The sequence below is a fragment of the Streptomyces sp. NBC_00377 genome, assembly GCF_036075115.1.
GTDB lineage: Bacteria > Actinomycetota > Actinomycetes > Streptomycetales > Streptomycetaceae > Streptomyces.
Genome location: NZ_CP107958.1, coordinates 612,271 through 637,708 on the forward strand (window position 1 = coordinate 612,271; position 25,438 = coordinate 637,708).

Consider the following 25,438-nt stretch of genomic DNA (forward strand, 5'->3'; position numbering starts at 1 on the left):
GGGTGGGGTCTCGGTGCGGGGCGGGGCACGGCCACGGGCGTGTGCGGCCGTCACCTCGGGTGCGGGCCGGAGCCGGATGGGTGCTCCGTCGGATCGGGTGGGACGGCGCGGGACGGGACGCGCGCCGGTGCCCGGTCAGGCGGTGCGGACGTAGACGAACTGACCGTCGTGGTCGGGGCGGCGGACGAAGCCGGCGCGTTCCATGACACGTTGCGAGGGGGTGTTGGCGGGCGTGGTCGTGGCGACGACCGTGGCGACGCCCCGGTCGTCCAGCGCCCGGCGGGAGAGCGCGGCCAGGGCCTCGGTGGCGTAGCCGCGGCCGCGGGCGTCCGGGTGGAGGTCGAAGCCGATCTCCACCGAGCCGTCCGCCGGCGGTCCGTGGAAGCCCATCCCGCCGACGACGCGGCCGTCCTCGGTGCGGACGAGCACGTACATGCCCCAGCCGGGCCGGTGCAGTCCGGCCGCATGGGCGGCGGCGAGCAGACCCGCCGCCTCCCGCGAGCCCTCCCCGGGGGTTCCGCCCAGCCAGTCCAGTCCGCCGGGCCGGCCCTCCCGCAGCTCCAGTGCCTCGGCCGGCAGTACCTCCCGCAGCCGGAGCCGGTCGGTGGAGAGGACGGTGGCCCGGGTCACCGCTGCTCCTGTGCGACGGGGCGAGGGGCCGGCGTGCGGTGGGCGTCGGTGACGGGGGCGACGATGTCGAGGGCGTCGAGGAGGCGTTCGAGGTCCGCGGCCTCACCGACGGAGATCCGCAGGTACCCGTCGAGTCCGAAACGGCCGGCGTCGCGGACGAGGATGCCGTGGTCGCGCTCGAGGAGCCGTTCGGCCCGCGCGGAGTCGGGCACCGGCACGGCGAGGAAATTCGTCACCGACGGCAGCGCGCCGCGCCCCCGGGCGGCCAGGTCGGCCCGGAACCGCTCCCGGGCCACGGTGTTGCCCCGCCGTACCCGCTCCAGGTGGCCGCGGTCGGCGAGCGCGGCCACGGCGGCGGCCTGTGCCGCGCGGTTGACGCTGAACGGCATGCTGCCCTGCACCTGGCGCAGCCGGCCCACGAGGTCGGCGCTGCCCACGGCGTAGCCGATGCGCAGCCCGGCCAGCCCGTGCGCCTTGGAGAAGGTGCGCAGCGCCAGCACGGGGGCGCCGGTGCCGAGGTAGTCGAGGACCTGGGGGGTGCCGGGCGGGGCGAAGTCCAGGTAGGCCTCGTCGACCACGAGGGGGGTGCCGGTGGCGCTCGCCCGTTCGACGAGGAGGTCGAAGGCGGCCCGGTCCAGGGCGCCTCCCGTCGGGTTGTGCGGGTTGCACACGTACGCCACACCCGCGCTGTCGAAGGCGGCGGCCAGGGCGTCGACGCTGTCCACGGGAACCTCGCGGCAGCCGCGCCCGGCGTTCTCCAGGCAGATCCGGTAGCCGGGGAAGGTGCCCGCCGTGGTGACGCCGGGGCGTTGCCGGTCGCCCAGGCAGAGCGCGCTGAGCAGGACCAGTTCGTCGCTGCCGTTGGCGACGGCGACCTGGTCCGGCCGGACGCCCAGCAGCTCGGCGACGGCCCGGGCGGGCGCGGTGCGGGTGGGGTCGGGGTAGGTACCGGTGTCGTCGACGGCCCGGTGGGCGGCGGCCAGGGCGTGTGGGCTGGGGCCGTACGGGCTCTCGCTGAGGTGGAGGCGCGCGGGCGCGCCGGCCGGGGTGCGCGCGACGACGGGGGCGGTCATCGTCCACCGCCGAGCAGCAGGCCGAAGCAGTAACTGCCGGGCTCGGCCTCCAGGGTGAGGAAGCGGTGCTCGGCCCCGGCGGGAACGCGCAGCAGGGCGGGCGAGGTCAGCTCGTGCCGTTCGCCGTCGACGAGGACCTCGATGCGTGCGCCGCCGGGGTGGGGCGAGACCAGGAAGTAGATCTCGTCGACCTCGTGGCGGTGCGGATCGGCGACCGGCTTGCCGACCAAGTGGTCGATGGGGCCCCCGGCCAGCTCGACGGGGACGCCGCCGAACATGTCGGCCGTGAGGTAGAAGGGCGCCGGTGCGTGGTGCCCGGCCACCGGCAGGAACCGGGGGATGTCGGTGCGGATCTCGGCGCCCGCCGCGGGCGGGAGCGGGGCGGGTGCGGGCGTCGGCGTCTCGGTGGTCATCGGGGGGCCTTTCGTCGGTCGGGGGCGGTGAGGGGGCCGTGGCCGGCCAGGTCGCGGGCGCGCACGGTGTGCGTGTCCGCCGAGCCGGGGGCGTCGGCGAAGGTGTAGGTGAGGGCGTCGAGGGCCCGGTCCAGGTCGGCGAGCATGGCTCTGTGGTCGTCGGCCGTGCCCCACAGCACGGCCAGCTCGGCGGTGCCGACACCGGGCGGGATCCGGGTGCCGGGCCGTATCCGGGTCTCGTAACCGTCGAGGCCGGGCACGGCGAGCGCGTCCGCGACCCCCTGCACACCCATCAGCAGGCCGCCCTCGGCCGGGGCGGGCACCGCACGGGCGTACACCACGCGTTCCTGCGGCGCCCAGGTCCCGGGGGCGGGGCCGCCCAGCGCGATCCGGCCCGCCAGGGCCACCGGGTCCAGTCCGCCCGCCAGCCGGCCGAGGCCGCTCTGGAAGCCGCCCAGTCTGCCGTTGACCTCGATCAGCCGGGGTCCGTGCGCGGTGAGTTTGACCTCGGTGTGGGTGATGCCGGTGCGCAGCCCGAGTGCCTCGACGGCGCGGCCGGCCAGATCGAGCACCGCCGCCCGCTCGGCGTCGTCGAGCGGCGCCGGCCAGTAGTGGCCGACCTCGCGGAACGGCGGGGCGAGCGGGAACTTCCCGGTCACCGCCCAGTGCGTGACCCGGCCGTCCACCACCGCGCTCTCCACCGAGACGTGGTCGCCGAACGGGGCGCGGTCGACGCCGGCGAGGTACTCCTCGAGGACGAGGGCCTCTTCCGCCCTCTCGCCGTCCCGGCCGGCCAGCAGCTCCGCCGTGAGCGCGGCCCCGGTGTCCGCGTCGCGCACCGGATGGGTGCTGCGGCTGCCCTCGCCCCGCACCGGTTTGAGGACGGCGGGCAGCCCCACCGCGGCGAGCGCGGGCGCCCAGTCGCGCGGGGTGCGCAGCAACCGGGTCCGCACCGGGTCCACGCCGCGTTCACGGAGCCTGCGCCGCTGCTCGTACTTGTCCGTCAGCAGCCGTACCGTGTCGGCGTCGTGGTAGGGCAGTCCGAGCCGTGCGGCGAGTTCCGCGGTCGTGGCGAGCCGGCGTTCGCTGAAGGTCAGCACGGCGTCGGGACGGTGTGCCGTGAGGAGCGATGCGGCCTTGTCGAGGGCGGCCGCGCTGTCACCCTCCACGGCGACGACGGGCGCCAGGTCGGCCAGGAGTGGCGCGACCTGCTCGGTGTGAGCCGAGCGGCACACGGCGAGGACGACGTCTGCGAGCGGTTCGAGACGGTCCACGATGTCCGCGGGGGCGACGGAGCCGAAGTCGTAGACGACGGTGATCACCGGGCGTGGCATGGCGACCGTCCTCAGGCGTCGATGTGGTCGGGTTCGGGTGCGTGACGCACGCCGGAGAGGGCGGCGGACAGCCCGGTGGCCGCGGGGGCGCCCGTCGTGGCCTCGGCCGTGAACATGCCGAGCGCCGGCTCCAGGCCGTCGATCTCCGCCGGGACGGCACGCGCCGCCTCCCAGTCGGCGCGCCGCAGCCGATAGCGGTCGCTGACGGCGCGCGCCCCGCGGACGGCGTTGATCTGCGTGCCGTCGTGGGAGAAGCCGAACTTGCGGCACACGGCCTGCGAGGCGGTGTTCTCCCGCCGTACGACGGAGAAGGCGTCCTGTGCGCCAAGGCCCGCGAAGGCCAGTTCGAGGACGGCGGCGCGGGCATGACCGCCCAGGCCCATGCCCTGGTGGCGCAGACCGAGCCAGGAGGTCAGGAGCACCTCGCGGGTCACCGCGAAGTCGCGTGCGCCCAGGGACTGGGAGCCCACCACCTCGCCGTCGTGCACCACCACCAGGTACAGCGTCCAGTCGTCGGGACTCCACTGGGCCATGGCGTTCCAGTGGCGTTGGAGGACCCTGCGGGCGACGGTGGCCGGGTCGCCGTCCGTCCACTGCGAGAAGAAGGGCATGAAGCCGGGCGTGTGCACGCCCTCGGCGCCCAGCGCGGCGAGCGCGTCGAGGTCCTGCGGGGTCGGCCAGCGCAGTTCGACGAGCGGGGTGCGCACGGTGATGCCGCTCAAAGGCCAGTGCTGCATGTCGGGATACCTCCTAGGAGCCGCTGGCGGCGGTGACGGGGGCGGATCCGGTGGCCGCGGGCTCGTCGGCCTCGGCTTCCGGCGCCGGGTCGGGCAGGTCGGCGCCGGCCGGCAGGGTGCGGCGCAGGGCCGGTCCCACGAGGGCGACGGCGGCGCAGACGGCGATGAGGGCGACGACCAGCGGCAGGCCGTCGGCGAACGGGAGTGTGGCCCCGGCGAGGAGGGGACCGGCCACCGAGCCGGTGGAGACGGCCACCGACAGCATGGCGTTGACCCGGCCCCGGGCGCGTTCCCCGGCGAGGTCGTTGAGCAGTGCGGTGACCACGGGGAACACCAGGGCCTCCCCCACCGACAGCAGCAGCACCCCGGCCATCGCCGCGCCCGTCGCGGCGGCGCCGTGCTGACGGCCCGCGACCAGGACGAGGGCCCAGGCCGCCACCCACAGCAGGCCGGTGACGGAGAGCACGGTGCTGCGGCGCACGCGCTGGACGCGTTCGCCGAGGACCACCTGGGTGAGCACGGCGACGACGACGTTCACGGCGAAGGTGCCCGACAGTCCCTCCGGGCCCACGGCGCCGCCGGCCGTGAGGTAGCCGGGCAGCCCGGACCTCAGCTGCCCGTACGACACCAGCGAACACAGCGTCACCGTGCCGAGCAGCACCGCGAGGGCCCGGTGCCCCAGCACCTCGCGGTAGCCGACCGGCCCGGCCGGGGCCGTCTTCCGGCTGCCGCGCTCGATGCGCGGCAGCAGCAGCAGGAAGGCCGCGCCGGCGGCCACGAAGGTGGCGCCGTCGGCGATGTAGAGCGCCGTGAAGCGGGCCGCACGGGACCCCGGCCCCGAGGCGGCCACCAGGCCGCCGACGAGGACGCCGAGTCCGGTCATCGCGTTGAAGACGGCGTAGTCGGCCGAGAAGGCGAGCCCGCGCTCGCGGGCCGTGGCGGCGCCGGCGTACAGGTAGCGCAGGACCGTGCCCACTCCGCTGATGCCGAGCCCGTACACCACGGCGGCGGTGAGCGCGGTCGGCGCCGAGGTGACGAAGGCGTACAGGGCGGTGCCCACTCCGGCGACGCACATCACCAGGGTGACGACGGTGCGCGGCGCGAGCCGGTCCAGAACGGCGCCCCAGGCGAGGCCGCCGACCACGGAGGTGGCGGCCTGCACGGCGAGGGTCGCCGCGGGGATCCAGGACGCGAGGCCGCGGACCTGGTCCAGGTAGATCCAGAGGAACGGCAGGACCAGGCCGCCGCCGAAGGAGTTGACCGCGTTGACCGCCAGCACGGCCCGGGTGCGCGGGGAGAACTCGCGCAGGACCGCGAGGGGGTTGGCGCTCACCGGGCTTCCAGGACGTACAGCCACGAGTGCGGGGTGCCGAAGGGGACCGTGCGCACCGGGTGCAGGCCCGCGGCCGCGAAGAGTTCCTCGTACGTCTCCTTGGTGTGCAGAGGTACGCCCATGAGGGCGTGGGCGAGTTCGTAGCCGAGGGAGAACACCGGCAGGCGGGCGGAGCCCTCGGCCTCGGGGCGGAGCATCGTGTCGGCGAGGACGAAGGTCCGGGCGGCGGGGAACGCCTCGCGCAGCCGGGTGAACAGGTGCGGGCGGGTGTCGGGGTCGGCGAGCAGGTCGTGCAGCAGGAAGAAGCTCATCACCGTGTCCACCTCGGCGATGGCGTCGTGGTGGGCCTCGCGGTGACAGACGTCGAGCACGTCGGCGCGGATCGCCCGGACCCGGTCCTCCAGGCCCGCCTCGGCGATGGTGCGCCGGCCGAGTTCGGTGGCGGGGCCGCTGATGTCCAGGCCGAGGCCGCGGGTGCCGGGCCTGGCGCCGACGACCCGGCTGACCCGGGCGGAGATGCCGCTGCCGAGGTCGGCGAGGGTACGGAAGTCGACGCCGGCGAGGACGTCGTCGAGGGTCGTGGACATGAAGGAGCGGTCGTTCTGGCCGGAGCCGAGGGCGACCATCGCCTCGTCGCGCAGCAGGGTGTCGCCGAAGGTGGCCTCGCCGGTGGCCAGTCGGGCGGCGCCGGAGAAGAGGTCGCTGTAGCCGCCGACGGCCCAGGTGAAGTAGCCGCGCATGCGGAGCGTCTCGCGTCCGGCGTCGGTGAGGGCCGCGGTGTCGCCGTCGTCCTCCAGCCGCAGCCAGCCGCAGACGGCCGCGGCGCGCAGTACCTCGCGGACGACGCGTTCGCGGACGGCCGGCCCGGCGGAGCGCACGAAGGCGGGGATGTCCAGGCGGGGTTCGGCGGCCAGGCGGTCCCAGACGCCGAGCCGGTCGAGGGTGTGCACGACGGTCGCGGCGACGTAGCCGTTGAACGCCTCGTCGACGCCGATCGGGGCGGGGGCGGCGCCGTACCAGTCGGCGGGCAGCGCGTGGGGCGGGGTGTGCAGGAGTGTCATGGCGGTTCCGTTCCGGTCAGGCGGGTTGGGGTTGCGCATGCGGGGCGTCGGCGCTCACGAGGCCGACGAGTTCGTCGAGCAGGTGCCGGGGGTCGAGGGTGGCGGTGAGCGGTTCGTAGACGGCCAGGGCCAGGGCCCAGTGGGCGGCTCCGCCGCGCGAGCAGCAGCGCACCAGCGGTGTGTCGCGCAGGAGGAGCGGCTGTCGGGCCGCGTCCAGCACCGCCTCCCGCAGGTGTCCGGGGCCGCCGTCGGGGTCGGGGTCGAGGTGGACCGGCCGGGCGTCCGGGGCGGGCAGGGTGCGGGCCTTCCAGCGTCCGCCCTGTTCACTGAAGACGGTTCGCAGGGCCGGGTGCCTGCGCTGGAGTTCGGCGAAGGCGGCGCCCAGGGCTTCGGGCTCGGGGGGCGGTCCCTCCACGACGGTGGCGACGGCCGCGTTGTGGTCCCCGGAGGAGCCGTGCCGGACCAGGTCGTAGAACAGCCAGCGCTGCTCGTACGGCGTGAGAGGGCGCGTGGCGACCGCGTCGGCCGGCGCGGGGCCGCCCGGTTCGCGGCGCCGGAACGGGTGTCCCGGCAGACGGACCCGGCGGCCGGGGCGGCCGAGTGTGGTGTCGACGTCGTAGCCCTGCCGCCACAGTCCGGCGAGCAGCCGCGCGTGGGTGGTGCCGTCGGACGGGTCGAGGACGAGGGCGTCGACGGCGTCCGGCCGGGGGGTGCCGATCACGACGACGGGCGCTCCGGGGTGCTCCTCGGGGAGATCTTCGTCGGTTCCCGGGATGCCCGCCGCGGCGGCCGACAGGGCGTCCGGCAGGGCGAGGTCGCCGCGTACCGCCGCGGCGGCGAGAGCGCCGGGTCCGGTGCCCCGCACGGCGCACGGGGTCACGCCACGGGCCCTCAGCCAGGCCGCCAGGCCGTAGAGGACGGCGACGGTACGGGCCGCCTCGGCTCCGGTGTGTTCCCGGGCGGCCCGCAGGGCGTCGGCCACCTCCGGAAGGTCCACGGGCGCCGAGGTGACGGGCGCGCCGTCGAGCAGCAGGACAGGTCCGTCGCCCGGCTCCCGCACGGCCGAGGGGGCCGCGAGGGGTTCGGTGTCCGCGAGCAGAGCGGCGACTTCCGCGGTGGAGCCGCCGGTGACGGCGTGCCGGCAGGAGAACCGTTCACGACCGCGCCACAGGGTCAGGGCCACGTCGTCGAGGTCGGCGTCCGGCGTGCTCTCCAGCCACGCGGCGAGGCGTCGGCGCGTCTCGGCCAGAGACTGCGGGTCGCGGGCGGAGACGGCCAGCACGCGCGGGAGGTCCGTCGGGGTCATGGGTCGGTGCACCGCGGGTCACACCCTTTCCGGCTGCGGGACGAGGACGGCCGCGGAGGCGGCCCGGTGCTGCTGCACCACGACGTGGGCGTTGGTGCCGCCCACGCCGAAGGAACTGACCCCGGCGGTGCGCGGCCGGTCGCTCCGCTCGGTCCAGGCGCGGCCCTCGCTCAGGAGGGACAGGCGGCTGTCCGCGCCGAGTTCGTCGATGGGTTCGGCGACATTGGGGGTGGCGGGCAGGTGGCCGTGGTGGACGGCGAGGACCGCCTTGATCAGTCCGGCGATGCCGGCGGCGGTGTTGCAGTGCCCGATGGACGCCTTGACCGATCCGACGGGGACCGGCGGGCCGCTTGGCCCGAGCGCGTCGGCCAGGGCCGTCATCTCGATGGCGTCGCCGAGCCGGGTGCCGGTGCCGTGGGCCTCGACGAAGCCGACGTCCGTGCCGCTGACGCCGGCGGCGGCCAGGGCCTCGCGGACGACCCGCGACTGGCCCTCGACGCCGGGTGCGGAGTAGCCGATGCGCGCCTTGCCGTCGTTGTTGACCGCGCTTCCCCGGATCACCGCGTAGACCGGGTCCCCGTCGCGTTCGGCGTCGGCGAGGCGGCGGAGCAGTACCGCTCCCGCGCCGAAACCGCCCACCGTTCCGGAGGCGCGCCGGTCGAAGGGCCGGCACATGCCGTCGTCGGCGTAGAGGAAGCCCGGACGGTAGCGGTAGCTGCCGTCGGAGGCCGGGTCGAGGGAGACCGCGCCGGCGAGGGCGTAGTCGCTGCTGCCGGTGAGCAGGCTGCGGCAGGCGAGGTGGACCGCGTACAGGCCGGTGGAGCAGGCGGTGTCCAGCAGCAGCGCCTCGCCCCACAGGTCGTGCAGGTAGGCGAAGCGGGAGGCGACGAAGGTGGGGTCGGCGTTGACGACGTCGTCCACCCGGGCCTCGGGGTCGGTGTCGAGGACCTTGGCGCAGCCCGCGTAGAGGCTGGTGCGCGAGGCGATGTCGGACAGCCGCAGGGAGGCGTCCTCGACGGCCGACCACAGCACCTCGTGCAGGACGCCCTGCTGGGGGTCACCGTGGCGCAGGTCGTCCTCGGTGAAGCCGAGGAGGTCGGCGTCGTAGCGTGCGCCCTCGGCGGCCATGCCCCAGCGCGCCACCCGCCGCTGTCCGTCGGGCAGTTCGGTGATGAGCGGTCCAGGTCCCTCGGAGAAGCAGTCGCGTCCGGCGCGCAGGTTGTCCCAGAAGGCGGACAGGTCGGCGGCGCCGGCGAACCGCGCCCCCATGCCGATGACGGCGACGGCGTCGTCGTCGGGTCCGGACGCGGGTCGTGCCGTGAAGCGCGCGGCGGCCGGGTGCGGGGTGTCACCCGTGCCGCCGCCGACCAGCCGGGTCTGCGACCTGACGGTGGTGTGGCGCAGCAGATCGGCGACGGACGGCTTGGTCCCGGTGGTGCGGCGCAGTGCCGCCTGGAGCCGGACCAACAGCAGCGAATGCCCGCCGGCGTCGAAGAAGTTGTCGTCGTCGCCGAAGACCCGCCCGCCCAGCACCTCTCGCCATGCGCCGCGGACCGCCTCGTGCAGGCCCGGGGCGGGGGCGCAGGCGTCACGGGCGCCGTCCGGTCCCGGTGAGGAGGTGGCCGGCGTCTCGGTGTCCTCGGGCCGGGGCAGCCGCCTCCGGTCGATCTTGCCGTTGGGGGTGAGCGGCAGCTCGTCCAGGGTGAGCAGATGGGAGGGGACGGCGAAAGCGGGCAGGCTCGCGCGCAGATGCCGCATGACCTCGGCCCGCACGCCGGGCCGGGCGAACACCGCGTAGCCGACGATCTCCTTCTCGTCCCGGTCGTTGCGGCGGCTGGTGACGAAGGCCGCGGTGACGTCCGGGTGGGCGCGCAGGGCCGACTCGACCTCGCCGAGCTCGACCCGCTGACTCCTGATCTTGATCTGGTTGTCGGCCCGTCCGATGAACTCCAGACGGCCTTCGGCGGTCCACCGCACCCGGTCACCGGTGCGGTAGAGCCTGCCGCCCGGCTCGTCGCCGAACGGGTCGGCCCAGAACCGCTCGGCGGTGCGAGTGGGGTCGCCGAGGTAGCCGAGGGCCACGCCGTCGCCGCCGAGGACGAGTTCACCGGGCATGTACGGCGGCGCGGGGACGAGCGTGTCCTCGAAGACGACGTGGGCTCGGGTGCCGGGGACCGGTGCGCCGATGGACAGGGTGCGGGCCGCCTCCGCGACCTCCTCGACGGGGCACCAGGTGGAGGTGAAGGAGTTCTCCGTGGGGCCGTAGCTGTGGAGCAGGGTTCCCGGGCGGGCCCAGCGCAGCGCCTTGCGCAGATGCGGGACGGAGACCAGCTCGCCGCCGAAGTACACCCGCCGCAGTGTCTGGAGGAGGTCGGGGGCGTCCTCGATGATGCGGTTGAGCAGCGGGGTGGTGACCAGGAGGGTGGTCACGCCCAGGTCGCGGACGGCCGTGCGCAGGGCGGGCGGGTCGAGGACGAGTTCCTTGTCGAGGACGGCCAGCCGGGCGCCGTGCGTGAGGGCGCCCCAGATCTCGTAGGTCGCCCCGTCGAAGTTGAGCGGGGAGAGGTGCGAGACGGTGTCGTCGGGTCCTAGGGGCAGGAAGTCCGGCCGGTGCATGAGGCGCAGCACACCGCCGTGATGCAGCAGGACGCCCTTGGGACGGCCGGTGGAGCCGGAGGTGTAAAGGACGTTGAACACGCTCTCCGGGCCGATGGCGACGACGGGCGGTGTGCCGGGCAGGGCGGCGGCCGCGCGGGCGATGTCCGGCACAGTGTGGACGGGCAGGCCGTCCGGGGTCCCGCCGGTGTCGGCCGACTCGGCGATGAGCAGCCGGGGGCGGGCATCGTCCAGGACGAGCCGCAGCCGGGCGCCGGGATGGTCCGGGTCGAGCGGCAGATAGGCGGCCCCCGCCATGGCGACGGCCAGCATGGCGGTGATCGTGTGTGTGCCGGGCCGCAGCGACAGCGCGACCAGGTCGCCTTCGCGAACGCCGGCCCCGGACCTGAGCCAGTGCGCGGCACGGGCCGCCGCCTCGGTCAGGGCGCGGTAGGTGAGGGTGTGTTCGCCGTGCACGACGGCGACGGCGTCGGGGGCACGCCGGGCCTCCTCCAGGACCAGTTCGGGCACGCTCGAGCGTGCGGCACGGTCCTCCCCGGCCGGAGCGGGTCCGTCGGCCGGAGGCGCTTCGGACAGCGCGGCGAGCAGTTCCCCGCAGCGGGCACCCGGGCGTTCGGCGGCCGACAGCAGCGCGTCGAGCTGGCGGGCCATCAACGCGGCCGAGGCCTCGGTGTACAGGCCGCTGTCGTAGTCGACGCGCAGCACCAGCCGGTCGGTGTGCTCCAGGGCGGCCAGGGCGAGGTCGTACTTGGCCGAGGCGGTGTCGAGGTGCACCACGCGCACTACTGCTCCGGGCACCTGAAGGGCGCCGCCGGTACGGGGCTGGTGCAGGAACACCGCCCGGTAGGCGGGCGTGGCCGCCGGGGGCGGCGGACCGCCGTCGGCGAGTGCCTCCATGGAGTCCAGCACCTGTTCGCCCAGGCGCCGGGCGTGGTCGCCGAACTCCTCGTCGGCCGTCATGCGACTGCGGACCGGCAGCACTCGGGTGAACAGGCCCACCGCGTCCTCGGCGCCGGGCCGGTCACGGCCGGCGAACGGCATGCCCAGGACGCCGTCCTGCTCCGCGGACCAGGCGTGCAGCAGCAGGCTCCACGCGGCGAGCAGGACCATGGCGGGTGACACCGAGTGCTCGACGGCGAGGTCCCGTACGGCGTGGAGCCGTCGCGCGGGCAGAGTGTGCTCGACCCAGCCGGCCGCACCCCGAAGCTGCTGCTCGGCGCGGACCAGGTCGGGCAGCGGGCCGAGGGCGACGGGCTCGTCGGCGAGCAGGTCCCGCCAGTACGGGGCGGGTGCGCGCTCGGCGTCTCCGGCTCCCGCGAGGTCCGCGGCCGCCGCGGCCCGCTCGACTTCGGCGACTTCGGTGGCTTCGGCGACTTCGGTGACCTCCCCGGCGGAGAGCCACGACGGTGCGACCGGTGCGTCGGCGGTGGTGGGCTCGTCGGTGCGGGCGTGGGCTCGGTACGCGGCGAGCACGTCGGCCGCGATGACGTCCAAGGTGCGCCCGTCCGCGACGATGTGATGCACCGTCAGGACAACCAGCGCGCCGTCGTCACAGCTCAGCACCTCCGCGCGCAGCAGGGGCGCGCCGCTCGGGTCCAAGGGCCGCTGCGCCGCCCTGACGGCCTCCTGGCGCATGGCGTCGGAGTGGCATGAGCCGGAGTGCCGTACGACGCTCAGGGGAAGCGGCGCCGACGGCTCCGGACGGAACAGGAGGTCCCCGTCCTCCGTGTCGAAGCGGCCGGCCAGTGCGGGCCGGCGGGCGAGCAGGTCGAGGAGGGCCAGCCGCAGGGCCGGTACGTCGAGGTCGCCGAGGAACTCCAGGGCCACCGGCACGTTGTAACGGCCCGACTCCGGCTCGCAGCGGTCCGCGAGCCAGATCTCCGTCTGTGCGGCCGAGACGGGCAGCCCCGCCGGGTGGCCGCTCATGCGCGCTCCTCGGGCGCGTCGGCAGCGAGCGCCCGCGTCAGTCCACGCACCGTGGCGTTGCGGAAGAGGACCCGCACCGGAATCTTCCGGCCCAGCGCCGCGCCGAGGTCCCGGACCACGTGAAGGGCGCCCAGGGAGTGGCCGCCGACCTGGAAGAAGTGGTCCTCGTCGGTGAATTCGTCGTGTCCGAGTGCGTCGGCCCAGGCGCTGCGCACCAGTTCGGTGAGCTCGCCGGTGTCGCGTGTCCCGGATTCGGTCGCCGTCACGGCAGTCGTGTCCTTCCGTTTCTTCGTCTCGGCCGTTCTGCGTGCCGGCCGTCAGTCGTGCCGGCCGTTCCGCGTGCCGGCCGTGTGGGGGCCTCCCTCGCCCACGGCGCCCGAGGGGGCCGGTGCTCGTCCGGCGCCGAGGCGGGTGTTCGCCCAGGCCGCCGTCAGCTCGGGCGGGTGCCTGCTCGGGCGGGGCCGTGCTCCGGCGGCCCCAGGCTCATGCGGGTGTCGGCTCGTCGGGCACCAACGCCCGGTAGGTCTCGTCGACGGAGTCCCACAGCCGTGGGAAGAGGCTTCGCTCGGCCATGGCGCGAACCCCCGCCGTGGACTGTCCGCGCAGGCTCTTGGGCAGGTCCTCGCGGGTGTCCGGGCCGGCGGACGCAGCGGTCTGCGGGTGGCCGCCGAGCTGGGACCACACCAGTCGCAGATGATGGTGCTTCCAGGCCGCGACCGCCCCGTCGAGCCGCAGCAGCGCCTGCCGTACGAGGGCGAGGTCGGGCGCCCGGTCCTCGCGGGCCGGCGACCCGCCGCGGCCCTGGGCCGCGATCAGATCCCGCACCCCGATCCCCTCGCGGGCGACGGCGTCCTCCGTCTCCTGCCACAGCGCGGTGGCCGCGCGGCGCAGATTGCGGGCGCCGGGCGAGTCGAGACCCGTGGTGTTCTCGGGGAAGGTCTCCCGCATCAGCAGCAGGCTCTCCTGCGGGAGGAAGTCCACCAGCACCCGCAGCGCCCCGACCGCCACCTCGCCCATCGCGGCGGCGCGTTCCAGCAGCTGGGCGGCGAGCAGGTAGTCGCCCTCGCGCAGCCCTCCGGCCGCACGACGCATCTCGTAGTGCATCTCGCACCACGCGTACTCGGTGATCAGGTGCACCGTCTGGAACAGCCGCTGGTCCGGGTGGACGAGCCCGTCCTCCGGCAGCAGGGCCGACAGCGCGGCGGTGAGCCGGGTGTCCTCCTCGTAGTTGCTGCCCCGGTCGTACTCGTACACGAAGAGGCGGTTGCTCTCTTCGGGGTTCATGATCCGGCGGGCCGTTCCGGGCCTGCCGGGCTGCGCTTGTCTGCTCATCGTGGTGGACGCCTCCGGGCGTGGGTCGGGTGCGGGGGCCTGTTCAGCCGACGAGGGCGCTGTGCCGGTCCGGCGCCGGGAACAGCCGGTTCTCCAGGACCGCCGCGAGGTAGGGCACGCCTTGCGTGTATCCGGTGCCGGAGCGTTCGCCGATCATCCGTACGGCCAGGCGGTAGTGGGTCTGCTTCCACCGCTGGTGCACCGATTCCAGCCGGTCCGCCGCCGCCCTCAGCGCGGCGTCGTCCGCCGGGTCCAGCCGGTGTGCGGCGATCAGGGCGTGCCAGGTGCCCTGGACGGTGGCCTGTCCGTTGACCACACGCTCGCGCACCGGGGGCACGGAGGTGTAGGCGGAGGAGGCGAGCCGCGCGAGGCTCGGTGTGGAGCACAGCGACTCGAAGGTCTTGTAGCCCGCGGACTGGATGGCGCTGGCGCCCTCGGTGAAGGTCCGGAACGTCTGGAAGGCTTCGGGCCGCATGGTCGCCAGCAGCGAGAACAGGGGCAGGGATTCCTTGAGGACGTCGGCCACGGTGCCGACGTGTTCGGCGGACTCCCGCGGCCGGCCGCCGTCGAGCAGCCGTACCGCCGTGGCCAGGGCGGACGACATGAAGGTGAACGTGGTCTCGAACGACTGGAGGGTGCGCAGGAACAGGTACTCGTCGTGGAGGACGTACACCGGTTGCACACTGGCCGACAGCACCAGGGTCTGCTCCGGTGCCGCGGAGCGCAGGATCTCCGCGGCCAGCGGACCACCCGGGGTGCGGCCGGGGACGGAGGCGACGGCGGTGGCGTCCACGACCCCCGGCGCCAGCGCGCGCAGGGCGGCGGGCTCCATCACCCGTACGGCCAACCGGGCACGCTTGGCGACCAGTTCGGCCGACGGCGGCATGCCGTGCGGTGCGTCGGGGGTGTCGCCGGACGCCCGCTCCCCGAACCGCATGAGATCGGCGAGCAGGAGCAGCACCGCCTCGTCACGTGAGCGCAGTGCCTCGCGCCGGTCGGCCGGCGCCGGCCGCGTCAGCAGGGACAGAGCGGTGTAACTGGCGTAGTCGTAGCGGCCGTCGTGCTTGTCGAGGACGACGTCGAGGAACCTGCGCAGGAAGGTCGGTTCGTCCCGGCTCTCGGCATCGGGCTCGGGCAGCGACCGGCGTATCCCGTCCAGCAGGCGGAGCAGTCCATCGTCCAGGAAGTGTTTGCCGACCGACCGCAGGTGCCCGAGCACGAGGGTGTAGGGGAACTCCGCGGGCCCGCCCGGCGCCGTCCAGGCGCGCAGCCCCTGAACGACGTCGACCGCGGGAGGCGCGGGCGACGGGATCGCCGTCCGGGCGCCTTCTGCGGACGTCATGCGCTTTCCCGGGACGTCTTCGTGCCGGAGCCCCCGAATGCGTTCCTCACTGGGGGCAGGGAATGTCGAGCGACCATGGAATGGTGTCCTTTACTCGGGACGAGTGGCGACCGCGAAACTCCTTGGCGCTTGACCCTTCGAATTTCAGGGCCGGCCGCGATCGCTTTCAGGACGAGATCCTCCGCCTGTCACCCGTGACTCCCAAGTCACCAATATCCGGTCACGAATATCCGGTCACGCACGAGCGGTCCCGGGTTCGCGTGAGCCGCCGCGCCCCGGAACCGCCGTCCCGGCGGCGTCCCGGCCGAGGTCACACCACCCGGCCTGTCACCTCGCGAGGCTCTGCGGAATGCACTCCTCGTCCCGTCCGTCGCCACGTCGGCTCCGCCGCACATCGGGACGCCACGGTTCTCCGCGGTCACCAGGCAGCGCCGGCCCACCAGGAAAACGATGGATTCCGGAGAATCCTCGTCACTGCGGAGGCGGACTTCGGCGTTTCGTCGCACGGAAACAGTGGTCGACCCGGAAATCGACCTGACGGTCCTTCTTTCCGGTGACCGTCGCTTCGAAGGCGATCGGACAGCCGCGCAATGTGTCGGCGGTGGGCTGAGCGCCTTTCGCGCCCTGCCCGGCACGGGGGAGCGTCAGGGTCGGCGGGCGGCTCGGCACCGGGGCGCCGTCGTCCGCCGCGGGCTCCGACACGGTTCCCGCACCGGCCAGAAGGACCGCAGCCGCATGTCCCAGGACCCGGCGACGGCTGCGGACCGGTGCGGTCCTCGCCGCGAGGACGGCCACGTCGGTCTTCTCGGCGTACTGCCGGATTTCAATCCGGCGTCCGTGGTCCGATCCGGGCGGCAGACGCTAGTGCCGCGGCGGGCAACGTTTGCCCGTCAAGGAGCGGCGTCCGGTGCGTGCTCTCGGCGTGCCGGCCGGAAGTCCTCGTACTGGACGTACCTGGGCTTTCGGCCGGTACGGCGAGAGTGCGTGCCGGGCGTCGCGACGGGGCGAACGTTGCCTGTCGCGGCACTAGAGCAGGCGCAGGACGCCTACGACCTTCCCGAGGATCTGCGCCTGGTCGCCCCGGATCGGCTCGTAGGCCGGGTTGCGGGGCATGAGCCACACCTGCCCGTCCTGCCGGCGCAGCACCTTGACGGTGGCTTCGTCGCCCAGGAGCGCGGCGACGACGTCGCCGTGATCCGCGCTGTCCTGGCGCCGCACGGTCACGATGTCGCCGTCACAGATCGCCGCGTCGACCATGGAGTCACCGGAGACCGTCAGCGCGAACAGATCGCCGTCGCCCACGACCTGCCGGGGCATGCAGTAGACGTCCTCGACCATCTCCTCGGCGAGCAGCGGGGCGCCTGCGGCGATCCGTCCGATGAGGGGCACGTCCACCTGTGCCTGGCTCCTGGCGCCCTGGTCGGGCGCCGCCCACGGGGACCGGACCCGGTAGGCGCGCGGACGGTGCGGGTCGCGGTAGAGAACGCCTTTGCGCTCCAGCGCCATCAGCTGGTGGGCGACCGAGGACGTACTGGCGAGCTCGACAGCCTGACCGATCTCACGCATCGACGGCGGGTAGCCGCGCCGGTCGACCGACTCCGAGATGTAGCGGACGATGGCGGACTGACGGCTCGTCAGCTCGCCGGCCGCAGCCCGAGGACCTGGGGGCCGGCCCCGGCGTGGGGTCGCGCTGCTTTCCATTCCGGGCACCTCCGCACAAGATCGTTCGGAATGACCCTAACCCGCCCTCGCCGGAAAATGGAACACCTTGTCGAATCTCTACAGTTCGGCGGGGCCCGCACGACCTCGGGGAGCGCTGTCCGACGCCCGGAATGTCCCGCGTCCGGGAACATCACGCGACACCGGCGCGTGAGCCTCTTCCAGCGCTCCGACCGAGCCGTCGTGCCTGCGCGCACCGTCTCGGAGCACGGTGCGGCGGTCCGCGCTAGCGGGTGACCACGCTGAACACCGGGTACGTCCGGGGCTGTACGTCCGACAGGCCGAGCTCCCGCAGGATCGGCATGAGGGTCTCGCCGAACTGCCGGAACGCCTCCTCGGACTCCCAGACGTCCACGACGAGCCAGCCGTTGTCGGTGGGGGCCGAGGTGTGCGAGATGAGACCGTCCACCGGCCAGTCGGCGGGGCTCTTGACCGGCCCGGGCCGGCCTGCCACCTTCTCCGCGCTCTGCTCGTACTGGGCCTGGGTCATCCCCGGCATGTCGAGAACCACGACGATGGCCATTTGAGTTCCCTTGCGAAGAGGTACAGGATCTTCCGGCCAGTCGACCAGCCCGGCGGGCCGCCCGCACGCGGGCCTGAGCCAGACAGGGCAAGGAGAGCGGCTGCTACGGCCGGGGCCCGCGTCGGACAGGACGCCGGTGACGAGGGGCCCCTCCCATCGTCTGCGGCCCTGCTCGCCGCGGCCGTGCAACCCGACGGGGTCCCCGGGCGTGACAAGGGGGTGAGGGCACGACCCCTCATGTCAGTGATGTGGAGGGGGCAATGCGTGATGCACGTGTCTTCGACGACTTCTACGCCGGCGCCGTGCGTCGGCTGACCGGTCAGATGTACGCGATGACCGGCAGCCTCACCGAGGCGGAGGACCTGGTGCGGGGCGCGGAGAAGTACTTCACCAGGGCCGAGGGCGGCGCGTGGACCTTCGTGGCCGGTGACGGGTTCCCGCGCGATCCCCGGGGCTGCGCCGCCGTTCAGGAGATCCCGGCGCCCCTGGCCGCGCTCTGGGGCGACTGCCTCGCCCGGCCCTGACCGCCCACCGCTGCCGCACCGACCCGGCGGGCCGCTTATTGCGTTGCCGTCGGCCGGCCGGGTCGGATAGGAATCGTGCATGCTGAGGGGCGACAAGGTCGGGCTCAGGGCCCGCCACGAGGACGACATCCCGATCCTGCATGCGGAGCTCTACGACGACGTGGTCACCCAGTCGCGGGCCAACGGGCGGCCGTGGCGGCCGATCACGCCCGGCTCGAAGCACTCGCCGTTCACGGTGGACGACAAGGCGCAGGGACACGCCCCGTTCTCGGTGGTGGAGTCGGCCGGCGGCGCGCTGGTCGGCACCGCAGCCCTGTGGGGCATCGACGACCACAACCGGTCCGCGCACATCGGGCTCGGGCTGCTGCCTTCCTCCCGCGGCAAGGGCTACGGCACCGACGTGGTCGCGGTGCTGTGCCACTACGGATTCGTCGTGCGCGGCCTGCGCCGGCTCCAGATCGAGACGCTGTCGGACAACACCGCGATGCTGCGTTCCGCCGAACGCAACGGCTTCGTGCGCGAGGGGGTGCTGCGTTCCTCGGCCTGGGTGATGGGCGAGTTCCTGGACGAGGTGCTGCTCGGCCTCCTGGTCCAGGACTGGAACCCGGACCAGCCCGGCCGGACCACACCCGACGCCGGCACCGGCGGCGGCGCCGACCTCGGGTGAACCATGACAGCGACACAGGACGGATCCGCGCCCGACGTCCCGCGGCGCCACGTCCCCTTGTCTCTGGAGGAGGCGGCGTGGCTCCATGGAGCCGGGCAGGGGCGTCCTGAAGACCTGCCGATGACCGCCGCCGAGGCGCTCGCAGCCGGGTGGGACACCCCGGCACTCCGTGAACTCGCCGGCCTGCCGCGCACAGCGGACTCTCGGTACATCGGCGAGGTGTTCGAGCAGGCGCTGTCGGAAGCGGGAATCGCCCTGCCGGATCACAACCTGGCCCGGCGTCACTTGCTCCGCAGGCTCGCCGTGGGATTCCTCGCCGGGGAGGTGGATCTCGCCGGACTGGCGTCGGACGACTGGTGGGAGACGGAGGCGGAGACCGCGCAGGAGCGTGCCCTCATGGCGCTGCTGCCGTACTGCGCGTGCTGCATCCCCCGCACGCCGGACCTCGACCAGGAGGCCTGGGAGAGACAGCTGCGAAGCGCTGCGCTCGCCCTGGCCTCCTGTCCCGCGATCGGGCCGGGTGCCTGAGCCGGGACGCCCGGCCGACGCCTCACCGAGGCCGTCCGTCCGCCTGTCTGTGTGCCGTCGGCAGCGGAGCACTCGCGTCTCGCCGCGCCGGGAACCGCCTTCACCGGCGTGTCCGCGGCTGCCGGCGGACTCCGGGGCGGCGCGGAGGCCGAACCGGACATCAGGACCGCGCGGCGGTGGTCGGGCCGTGCGTGTGTGGGGAGGTTGCGCGGGAGCGGGCAGGGAGTTGCACGGGCTGCCCCACTGGCTCGCGGAGGCGCACGGGCGTCTGAGGTCGGCCGGGACGCCGCCGGGCGCCGTCTCGGGTGGGATGGCGGGCCGTACGTTCGAAGCGCACCCTTCGCCCACCGGGGGCGGGGACGTGGTGTGGTGGCCGGTGGAGAACACCGAGCTCCGCCTGGCCGAGAAGGCGCTGCACGGTGAACGTGAGCGGGCCGCGCTGCTGGCGGAGATCTCCGGGCGCTGTTGTCGTCGTTGAACGTGGACCGGTGCACGGAAGTGACGGCACGGATGGCTGCTGATCATCTCGCTGAAGCGGCGGTCATCGTGGCTCCCGGCCAGGGACGCCGCCATTCGCTGACCCATGCGCAGGTGGGCGGCGAGGTCACCCAGACCGTGGTCCCGATCGACGCGGGTTCCGTACCCGGGCTTGCCGAGGCGCTCCAGGGGTTCCCGCCGGTCCCCACCCGGTGGATCGACCCGGACGACCTGCCGGGCTGGGTGGTCCCCCCGGGCTTCGACCGTCCGATCGGGTCGGTGATCGTCACGCCGCTGCCCGGTCACGGCATGCCGGCCGGAGTGCTACCGCCGTGCAGTCCCTGGGCATCCCCGTCATGGTCGGCGGCGCCGCCTTCGGCCCGGACGGCCGCCATGCCCGCCTCATCCAGGCGGACGCCTGGGCCCCCGACGCGCGCGCCGCCGCGGACCTCCTGGAACGCGGCCTGACCACGCACCGGGCGCAGCAACGGCAGCAGATCGACGACCTGCCCCATCTCGCCGATCAGGAGTACACCTTCATCAGACGGAGCCGCACCGTCCTGGTCCGGCAGTCGCTGGCCGTCATGGAGGAACGCTGGCCGGCCATGCGGTCGTACAGCACGGCGCAGCGCGAACGCACCGCCGAGGACGTCGCCCACATCGTGGATTTTCTCGCCACCACCCTCTACGTCGACGACGCGGCCCTGTTCACGACGTTCATCACCTGGACAGCCGACATCCTCACCGCCCGCCAGGTGCCCGCGTTGAGCCTGCGCCTGGGGCTGGACATCCTGGCCGGGCAACTGCACGACCACCCCCGCGCCCTCACCTTCCTCGCGGCCGCGGCCGGCGCCCTGCCCTCGACGCCGACTCGCCCCGGTCCGGGAATCACCGCGTGAGAACCCGTCTGCCGGCCGAGTTCTCCGTGACCGTCCAGCCGGCAGGCGCCGGCCCGGGTCGGCCGGCCGCGGCGATCCGCGCCGTTCATGTTCATCCGGCGTTGAAGCGGTAGGACCCCGCCCGGGCCCGGTAGACCTTGTAGGCGGCGCCGCCTGACGTGTCGTCGCGGACGAAGGCCACACCCCGGGGCGCGGTGACGGGCTTGTCCTGGGTGGGAACCCAGATCTCGGCGTCCGTGTTGTACGGGACGGTGACCGCGAAGTCGATCCGGCCGTCAGCGCGGCGGCGCCACTGCGAGGACACCCTGCCGCGCACCGTGTCGATCGAGGCGCTGACGTGGTCGAGGGTCGCCGGTGACAGGTCGGTGTCCTCGGTGTTGTCCGGGACGCGGCTGTTGACCGCGGCCGAGGGGATGCGGGGGCGGATGCGCAGCGTCTCGTAGGCGGCCGAGGTCGGTCTGATACCGGCCAGTGACTGGTAGAACCAGGTGGCCACGTTGGAGCGGTAGTGGTGGTCGACGGAGAGCCGGTCGGTCCACTGCTCCCACAGCGAGGTCGCGCCCTTGGCGATCTGGTGGACGTAGCCGGGGACACCGGTCCGGGTGACGGCCTTGAGGGCGATGTCCGTGTAGCCGTGGTCGCTGAGGATGTTGAACTCGTAGCGCGAGCCGTACATGTCGTTCTGGATGTGCTGGTCCGCGGCCACGATGCGATCGGCGAGCAGCTTGGCGAGGGCCTTCCTGTTCTCCGCGAGGGATCCGGTGCCGGCGAGGTGGCGGGGGTCGCCGGCGCCGAGGTCCGAGCCGGGGACCAGGTCGAAGGCGATGGCCAGGGCGTTCTCGTTGGAGATGCTGCCCCGGGTGAAGCAGCCCTTGTCCGTGTCCCAGTAGTGCGCGATGAACGCCCGGCGGAGTGTGCCCGCCAACCGCGCGTAGTGGGCGGCGCGTTCGGTACGGCCCAGACCGCGGCCCACCTCGTCCATGTAGTCGCAGAAGTGGATGTAGAAGGCGAGGCTGATGACGGCGTTGCTGCCGGGCGCCTCGGCTCCGGAGTAGGCACCGAGCGAGGCTTCGAACGTGTAGTCGTTCTCGGGGGTGAACAGTGTCTCGTAGTACTTCAGGAGCGTGTCCTGGTGGTCGTACAGCTCGGCGAACAGGCTGCTGTTGCCGTAGTACGTGTACAGCTCTCTCGGAATGACGAAGTACGCCGAGTCCCAGGCCGGCACCGCCTTCCACGCGGCGTTCCAGCCGGGGGTGCGGTCGTAGCCGTAACCGCCCTTGGCTACGGGGACGAACATGGGCAGCTGGCCGGTGGAGATCTGGGTGTCGGGGAAGTGGCGCAGGTAGGTGGTGAGGACGCCGTTGACGTCCCAGGTGAGGGACTCGGACTCGGAGCTGGCCATGGCGTCGCCGGTCCAGCCGTTCTTCTCCCGGGACGGCGTGTCGGTGGGCTTTTGCACCAGGTTGTTCCGCTCGGCCCACTCCAGATTGCGCTGGAGACGGTTGAGGAGGGCGTTGTCCGTGGTGAAGGTGCCGGTGCGGGTGAAGCCGGTGCGGGCGACGCCGACGGTCAGCAGATCGGCGTCCCGCTCCGGGTCGGGCTCGCGGCCCAGGACCGCTTCGAGGTTCATGACCTCCAGGTAGCGGAAGCCGAAGTGACTGAACTGCTGCTCCCAGGTCTGCGCCGACTGCGCGCCGAGGGTGTAGTAGTGCGTCTGGAGGTTGGCGTCGTGCTGGAAGTTCTCCTCCTCGACGGAGAGCGGGGAGCCGGCCGAGCCGTCGCCTGCGACGATCCGGTTGCCGCCGCGGACGCGCAGGGTGACGCCGGCTGCGCCGGGGCGTATGCCGGTCAGCCGGAGCCGGACGAGGCCCGTCAGGATCTGGCCGTAGTCCAGGACCCAGGTTCCCGAGCCGGGAGCCGACTCGGTGATCGAGACCGGGCGGAGCGTCCGGTCCACGAGCACCGGTTCCGCCTCGTGGGCCCGCAGCACGGCGGGTTCGAAGCCCTCGGGGATCGTCGTGGCGGGAAGCGCGCCGTGGTACTTCGGCGCGGGGCCGGAGCAACTGCCCGGCGGGATCAGCACGGTGGCGGGGCGCCAGTCGCGGCCGGTCGTGCGGTAGCCGGCCGAGCGCCACTCCCCCAGTTCCTCCGCGCGCCGGGCGTCGTACTTCTCGCCGGAGTACACGGAGTCGAACGTGGTGGGGCCGTCCGCAGCGAGCCAGTCCTCGTCGGTGACCAATGTGATGACCGAGCCGTCGGCGCAGGTCACGACGAGCTTGGCGCGCAGACGGGGCTGGCCCGCGTAGGGGGCGAGCTGCCAGTACCACTCCTGGGGTGTCGTCACCCCGTACCAGCCGCGTCCCAGTTCGGCGGCCAGCACGTTCTGCCCGCCGGCCCGCAGCAGCGCGGTGACGTCGAAGGTGTCGTAGAGGACCGTGCGGTCGTAGGTGCTCTGGTCGGTGAGCAGCCGGGGCACGTTGGTGCGGCCGCGGTCGGCCCGCTTGCCGTCGACGGTGAGCGCATCGCCGTTGACGGTGAAGGTGACGTTGCCCGCGGCGCTCAGGTGCAACCGGGCCCTGGCGATGCGGCGCCCGCGGGGCAGAGTGAACGCGCGGCGCAGCACCGGGGCCGGGTTGGCGATCGGCAGCACACTGTTCTTGGACGGGATGAAGGGGTTCTTCGGCGGGAAGGTCAGGCCGGCGAGGGTGCCGATGCCGTTCTCGAACGGGTTGGCGCCCTTGGTCAGGTCGGCGGAGAAGTCCCGGGCGCCGGTGCCGGTCACCTTCACGCTGCGGACGGTGGCGGAGGTGCCGCCGCCGAACCCGAAGCTGCCGTGCCGTCGTATCTGGTCGCCGGTGAGCGTACGGCTGTCCACCTGGACGCCGTTGACGGTGGTGGTCACGGTGAGCCCGCTGACGGCGACCGCCACCGTGTGGTCGCGGCCGGCCCAGGTGTCCTTGGTCAGCCCGGTGGAGGCGGGCAGGGTGACCGTTCCGACCGGGACGCTGCGGGTGCCGGCGACGGTGGGGTTGGTCTCGCTCTGGGGGTCGTAGTGGTCGACGCCCCAGTCGGGTTCGGATGTGCCGTCGTCCACCCAGGTGTTGCCGGCGTAGTGGCTGGTCCTCATGACCAGCTGCATGTCGTCGCCGCTCTGCCGGACGGTCCAGTTGAGGCCCTCGCCCCAGGTCTTGCCGATGGGTTCGGCGCGCAGGAGCAGGGACAGGCCGCCCGCGGTGTCGGAACCGCCGCGGAAGACGACGGTCGCGGTGAGGTCCTTCCAGTCGTGGTCCTGTGCGTCACGGCCGCCGATCCACCGCGCGCCCGACCAGTCCTTCTCCCCTTTCAGCAGCCCGGTCTCCCATGTCGCGGGCTCGCTCCAAGCGCCGAGTGCGCCCTTTTCGTCCCAGGTCCGCACCCGCCAGAAGTACGCCTGTTCCGACCGCAGCGCACTGCCCCGGTAGGCCACCTCGGTGCTGTTCGAACCGGCCACCCTGCCGCTGCGCCAGACGTCAGCCGCGTCGGGCGCCGTGCCGACCTGGATCTCGTACGCGGTCTGCCTGGCCACCGGAGGAACCCAGCTGAACGCCGGCGCGGTCTGCGTGCCCAGGGGCGCGATGCGGGAGTTGACCTGCGGGTCCACGGGCGCGGTACCCCGCCTGTCTGGCGCTGCCGCGCTCGCCGCCGCGGCGTTCGGGGCGGCGCTCAGCGGCAGCGACGCCCCGGCTGCCGCGGCCGTCATGATGCCGAGCAGGTGTCGGCGGCTCAACGCACTTCTGTGATCCTCGGCCACGGTTCGGATTCCTTTCGTGAGCGCACACGCGCTGGAACAGGGGTGTCCCTCCCCCGCAAGGCGTTGAATCGTTTCAATACCTTCCAAGTGGAAAGCTTACGAACACCATCGGCCGAAACACAATGATTCTGAGCCGACGACGCTCACGCCGTACGCCTCACCGGCCCTGCACCTCACCGGCCGGCCGCCGAAGACCCCGGCCGCCCGGGGCAGTTCGCGCGCATCGACCACGGACGCCACCTCCGGCCCGCCACCCCGGGCCTTAGCATTCGATCCGGTGCGCGAGAAGCGAACAAATTACTACCATATGGTATGTTTTTGGGCTCAGCTGCTGCGCAGAACCGTGCCGTACCGGCATCTACGAGGAGAGTGAGCGCACCGTGGCTGAGCCAAAGGCGCGGGGGCCGTACGCCAAGACAGCAGCCCGCAAGGCCGAGATCGTACGAGCGGCACGCGACAGCTTCGCCGAGAACGGCTACGCCAATGCCTCCCTGCGAGACATCGCCGAGCGAGCCGGCATCACGCACGCCGGCCTCCTGCACCACTTCCGCAACAAGGACGAACTCCTCACCGAGGTGCTCGCCCGCCGTGACGCGGAGGAATGGCGGCAGGGCCTGGAGGAGGTGGAAGGACCGCACCAGCTCGCCCCCTATCTCGGCGGTCTCATGCGCCACCACCAGCAGGCGCCGGAGCTGATGCGCCTGTGGATCGAGCTCGCCGCGGCCGCCTCACGCCCGGATCATCCCGCCCACACCTACTTCGTCGAGCGCTACGAGCGCGGGCGCATCCAGTTCGCCGACGGCCTCGACGACGAGACCGCCCGCGGCAGTCTGCGGGAAAGCATCAGCCCCGAGAGCGCGGCGGTCCTCTTCCACGCCGTACTCAACGGGCTCCAGTTGCAGTGGGTTCTCGACCAGGACCTCGACATCGTCGGGCCCGTCACCGACTTCGTACGCCTGCTCTTCGACGACGGCCACGCCGACGAGTGAGCGCATGCCACCGTGCAGGACGGGCCGCCTGCCCAGGTGAACAGCGGTGCCCCTCCCGCCGTATACGACGAGGTGAACGCCCGTGACCTCCACCCGCCGGCTCGTCCGCGACGAACGGCCGGACCGCCCGAGGCGCTCGGCGCGCGGCGTGACCTCGCTGACCGGGCGTCGTCGACGGCCGGGCGTACGGCGCCCGGCCTACGGGGGATGATGGGCGAC

General features: G+C 73.4%; 20 protein-coding genes. 5 read left to right on the top strand and 15 right to left on the bottom strand.

What is annotated here, in order from left to right; genetic code table 11:
- Positions 1 to 135 precede the first annotated feature (135 nt).
- The 14 genes from OHS71_RS02900 to OHS71_RS02965 form a co-directional block, all read right to left on the bottom strand.
- Positions 136 to 630: a GNAT family N-acetyltransferase gene (locus OHS71_RS02900; protein WP_328476435.1), complete on the bottom strand. Its 495-nt coding sequence runs from the start codon at positions 628 to 630 to the stop codon at positions 136 to 138.
- Complete coding sequence (locus tag OHS71_RS02905) at positions 627 to 1,703, bottom strand: pyridoxal phosphate-dependent aminotransferase (RefSeq protein ID WP_328476437.1); 1,077 nt, start codon at positions 1,701 to 1,703, stop codon at positions 627 to 629. Before OHS71_RS02905 ends, OHS71_RS02900 begins: the two co-directional genes overlap by 4 nt.
- Positions 1,700 to 2,116, bottom strand: coding sequence for a cupin domain-containing protein (locus OHS71_RS02910; RefSeq protein ID WP_328476439.1), 417 nt, complete (start codon positions 2,114 to 2,116; stop codon positions 1,700 to 1,702). Before OHS71_RS02910 ends, OHS71_RS02905 begins: the two co-directional genes overlap by 4 nt.
- Complete coding sequence (locus OHS71_RS02915; protein ID WP_328476441.1) at positions 2,113 to 3,450, bottom strand: ATP-grasp domain-containing protein; 1,338 nt, start codon at positions 3,448 to 3,450, stop codon at positions 2,113 to 2,115. The genes OHS71_RS02910 and OHS71_RS02915 overlap by 4 nt, the downstream gene beginning before the upstream one ends.
- Positions 3,451 to 3,461: 11 nt before the next feature.
- Complete coding sequence (locus OHS71_RS02920) at positions 3,462 to 4,187, bottom strand: GNAT family N-acetyltransferase (protein WP_328476443.1); 726 nt, start codon at positions 4,185 to 4,187, stop codon at positions 3,462 to 3,464.
- Positions 4,188 to 4,200: 13 nt separating this feature from the next.
- Positions 4,201 to 5,520 (bottom strand): MFS transporter, encoded by a 1,320-nt coding sequence (locus OHS71_RS02925; RefSeq protein ID WP_328476445.1) that lies wholly within the window; start codon positions 5,518 to 5,520, stop codon positions 4,201 to 4,203.
- Entirely contained in the window at positions 5,517 to 6,581 is a 1,065-nt protein-coding gene (locus tag OHS71_RS02930) for an SAM-dependent methyltransferase (protein WP_328476447.1), read from the bottom strand. Before OHS71_RS02930 ends, OHS71_RS02925 begins: the two co-directional genes overlap by 4 nt.
- 16 nt (positions 6,582 to 6,597) lie before the next feature.
- Positions 6,598 to 7,887, bottom strand: a complete 1,290-nt coding sequence (locus OHS71_RS02935) for a CurL C-terminal domain-containing protein (RefSeq protein WP_328476449.1) — start codon at positions 7,885 to 7,887, stop codon at positions 6,598 to 6,600.
- Between the two features lie 18 nt (positions 7,888 to 7,905).
- Entirely contained in the window at positions 7,906 to 12,429 is a 4,524-nt protein-coding gene (locus OHS71_RS02940; RefSeq protein WP_328476451.1) for a non-ribosomal peptide synthetase, read from the bottom strand.
- On the bottom strand, positions 12,426 to 12,695 hold the full coding sequence (locus OHS71_RS02945) for a phosphopantetheine-binding protein (protein WP_328476453.1): 270 nt from the start codon (positions 12,693 to 12,695) through the stop codon (positions 12,426 to 12,428). Before OHS71_RS02945 ends, OHS71_RS02940 begins: the two co-directional genes overlap by 4 nt.
- A 217-nt stretch (positions 12,696 to 12,912) precedes the next feature.
- Positions 12,913 to 13,761, bottom strand: coding sequence for a hypothetical protein (locus OHS71_RS02950; RefSeq protein ID WP_328476455.1), 849 nt, complete (start codon positions 13,759 to 13,761; stop codon positions 12,913 to 12,915).
- Positions 13,762 to 13,804: 43 nt separating this feature from the next.
- Entirely contained in the window at positions 13,805 to 15,103 is a 1,299-nt protein-coding gene (locus OHS71_RS02955) for a hypothetical protein (protein WP_328476457.1), read from the bottom strand.
- A gap of 1,026 nt (positions 15,104 to 16,129) precedes the next feature.
- Complete coding sequence (lexA, locus tag OHS71_RS02960; RefSeq protein ID WP_328476459.1) at positions 16,130 to 16,804, bottom strand: transcriptional repressor LexA; 675 nt, start codon at positions 16,802 to 16,804, stop codon at positions 16,130 to 16,132.
- A gap of 244 nt (positions 16,805 to 17,048) precedes the next feature.
- Positions 17,049 to 17,345, bottom strand: coding sequence for a hypothetical protein (locus OHS71_RS02965; protein ID WP_328476461.1), 297 nt, complete (start codon positions 17,343 to 17,345; stop codon positions 17,049 to 17,051).
- 260 nt (positions 17,346 to 17,605) lie between these two features.
- Here OHS71_RS02965 and OHS71_RS41260 point away from each other — a divergent pair, with 260 nt between their 5' ends.
- The 4 genes from OHS71_RS41260 (at position 17,606) to OHS71_RS02985 (ending at position 20,440) form a co-directional block, all read left to right on the top strand.
- Positions 17,606 to 17,869 carry a hypothetical protein gene (locus tag OHS71_RS41260; RefSeq protein WP_443046839.1) on the top strand — a complete coding sequence of 88 codons (264 nt, stop codon included), beginning with the start codon at positions 17,606 to 17,608 and terminating at the stop codon, positions 17,867 to 17,869.
- Between the two features lie 79 nt (positions 17,870 to 17,948).
- Positions 17,949 to 18,536, top strand: coding sequence for a GNAT family N-acetyltransferase (locus OHS71_RS02975; RefSeq protein ID WP_328476463.1), 588 nt, complete (start codon positions 17,949 to 17,951; stop codon positions 18,534 to 18,536).
- 3 nt (positions 18,537 to 18,539) lie between these two features.
- Complete coding sequence (locus OHS71_RS02980; protein WP_328476465.1) at positions 18,540 to 19,064, top strand: hypothetical protein; 525 nt, start codon at positions 18,540 to 18,542, stop codon at positions 19,062 to 19,064.
- Positions 19,065 to 19,873: 809 nt separating this feature from the next.
- The gene (locus OHS71_RS02985; RefSeq protein ID WP_328476467.1) at positions 19,874 to 20,440 is read left to right on the top strand and encodes a hypothetical protein; all 567 of its coding nucleotides are present in this window, start codon (positions 19,874 to 19,876) and stop codon (positions 20,438 to 20,440) included.
- 91 nt (positions 20,441 to 20,531) lie between these two features.
- Here the strand turns inward: OHS71_RS02985 and OHS71_RS02990 are convergent, their stop codons facing one another.
- Positions 20,532 to 24,206: a family 78 glycoside hydrolase catalytic domain gene (locus OHS71_RS02990; RefSeq protein ID WP_328476469.1), complete on the bottom strand. Its 3,675-nt coding sequence runs from the start codon at positions 24,204 to 24,206 to the stop codon at positions 20,532 to 20,534.
- Positions 24,207 to 24,610: 404 nt separating this feature from the next.
- Between OHS71_RS02990 and OHS71_RS02995 the strand changes: the two genes are divergently transcribed.
- Positions 24,611 to 25,219 (top strand): TetR/AcrR family transcriptional regulator, encoded by a 609-nt coding sequence (locus OHS71_RS02995; RefSeq protein WP_328476471.1) that lies wholly within the window; start codon positions 24,611 to 24,613, stop codon positions 25,217 to 25,219.
- Positions 25,220 to 25,438 lie beyond the last annotated feature (219 nt).

Excerpts from the sequence above, each read along its gene's own strand:
- OHS71_RS02905 (WP_328476437.1), bottom strand. The coding sequence starts at position 1,703 with ATGACCGCCCCCGTCGTCGCGCGCACCCCGGCCGGCGCGCCCGCGCGC.
- OHS71_RS02910 (WP_328476439.1), bottom strand. The coding sequence starts at position 2,116 with ATGACCACCGAGACGCCGACGCCCGCACCCGCCCCGCTCCCGCCCGCG.
- OHS71_RS02915 (WP_328476441.1), bottom strand. The coding sequence starts at position 3,450 with ATGCCACGCCCGGTGATCACCGTCGTCTACGACTTCGGCTCCGTCGCC.
- OHS71_RS02920 (WP_328476443.1), bottom strand. The coding sequence starts at position 4,187 with ATGCAGCACTGGCCTTTGAGCGGCATCACCGTGCGCACCCCGCTCGTC.
- OHS71_RS02930 (WP_328476447.1), bottom strand. The coding sequence starts at position 6,581 with ATGACACTCCTGCACACCCCGCCCCACGCGCTGCCCGCCGACTGGTAC.
- OHS71_RS02935 (WP_328476449.1), bottom strand. The coding sequence starts at position 7,887 with ATGACCCCGACGGACCTCCCGCGCGTGCTGGCCGTCTCCGCCCGCGAC.
- OHS71_RS02940 (WP_328476451.1), bottom strand. The coding sequence starts at position 12,429 with ATGAGCGGCCACCCGGCGGGGCTGCCCGTCTCGGCCGCACAGACGGAG.
- OHS71_RS02950 (WP_328476455.1), bottom strand. The coding sequence starts at position 13,761 with ATGAGCAGACAAGCGCAGCCCGGCAGGCCCGGAACGGCCCGCCGGATC.
- OHS71_RS02955 (WP_328476457.1), bottom strand. The coding sequence starts at position 15,103 with ATGACGTCCGCAGAAGGCGCCCGGACGGCGATCCCGTCGCCCGCGCCT.
- lexA (WP_328476459.1), bottom strand. The coding sequence starts at position 16,804 with ATGGAAAGCAGCGCGACCCCACGCCGGGGCCGGCCCCCAGGTCCTCGG.
- OHS71_RS02965 (WP_328476461.1), bottom strand. The coding sequence starts at position 17,345 with ATGGCCATCGTCGTGGTTCTCGACATGCCGGGGATGACCCAGGCCCAG.
- OHS71_RS41260 (WP_443046839.1), top strand. The coding sequence starts at position 17,606 with ATGCGTGATGCACGTGTCTTCGACGACTTCTACGCCGGCGCCGTGCGT.
- OHS71_RS02975 (WP_328476463.1), top strand. The coding sequence starts at position 17,949 with ATGCTGAGGGGCGACAAGGTCGGGCTCAGGGCCCGCCACGAGGACGAC.
- OHS71_RS02980 (WP_328476465.1), top strand. The coding sequence starts at position 18,540 with ATGACAGCGACACAGGACGGATCCGCGCCCGACGTCCCGCGGCGCCAC.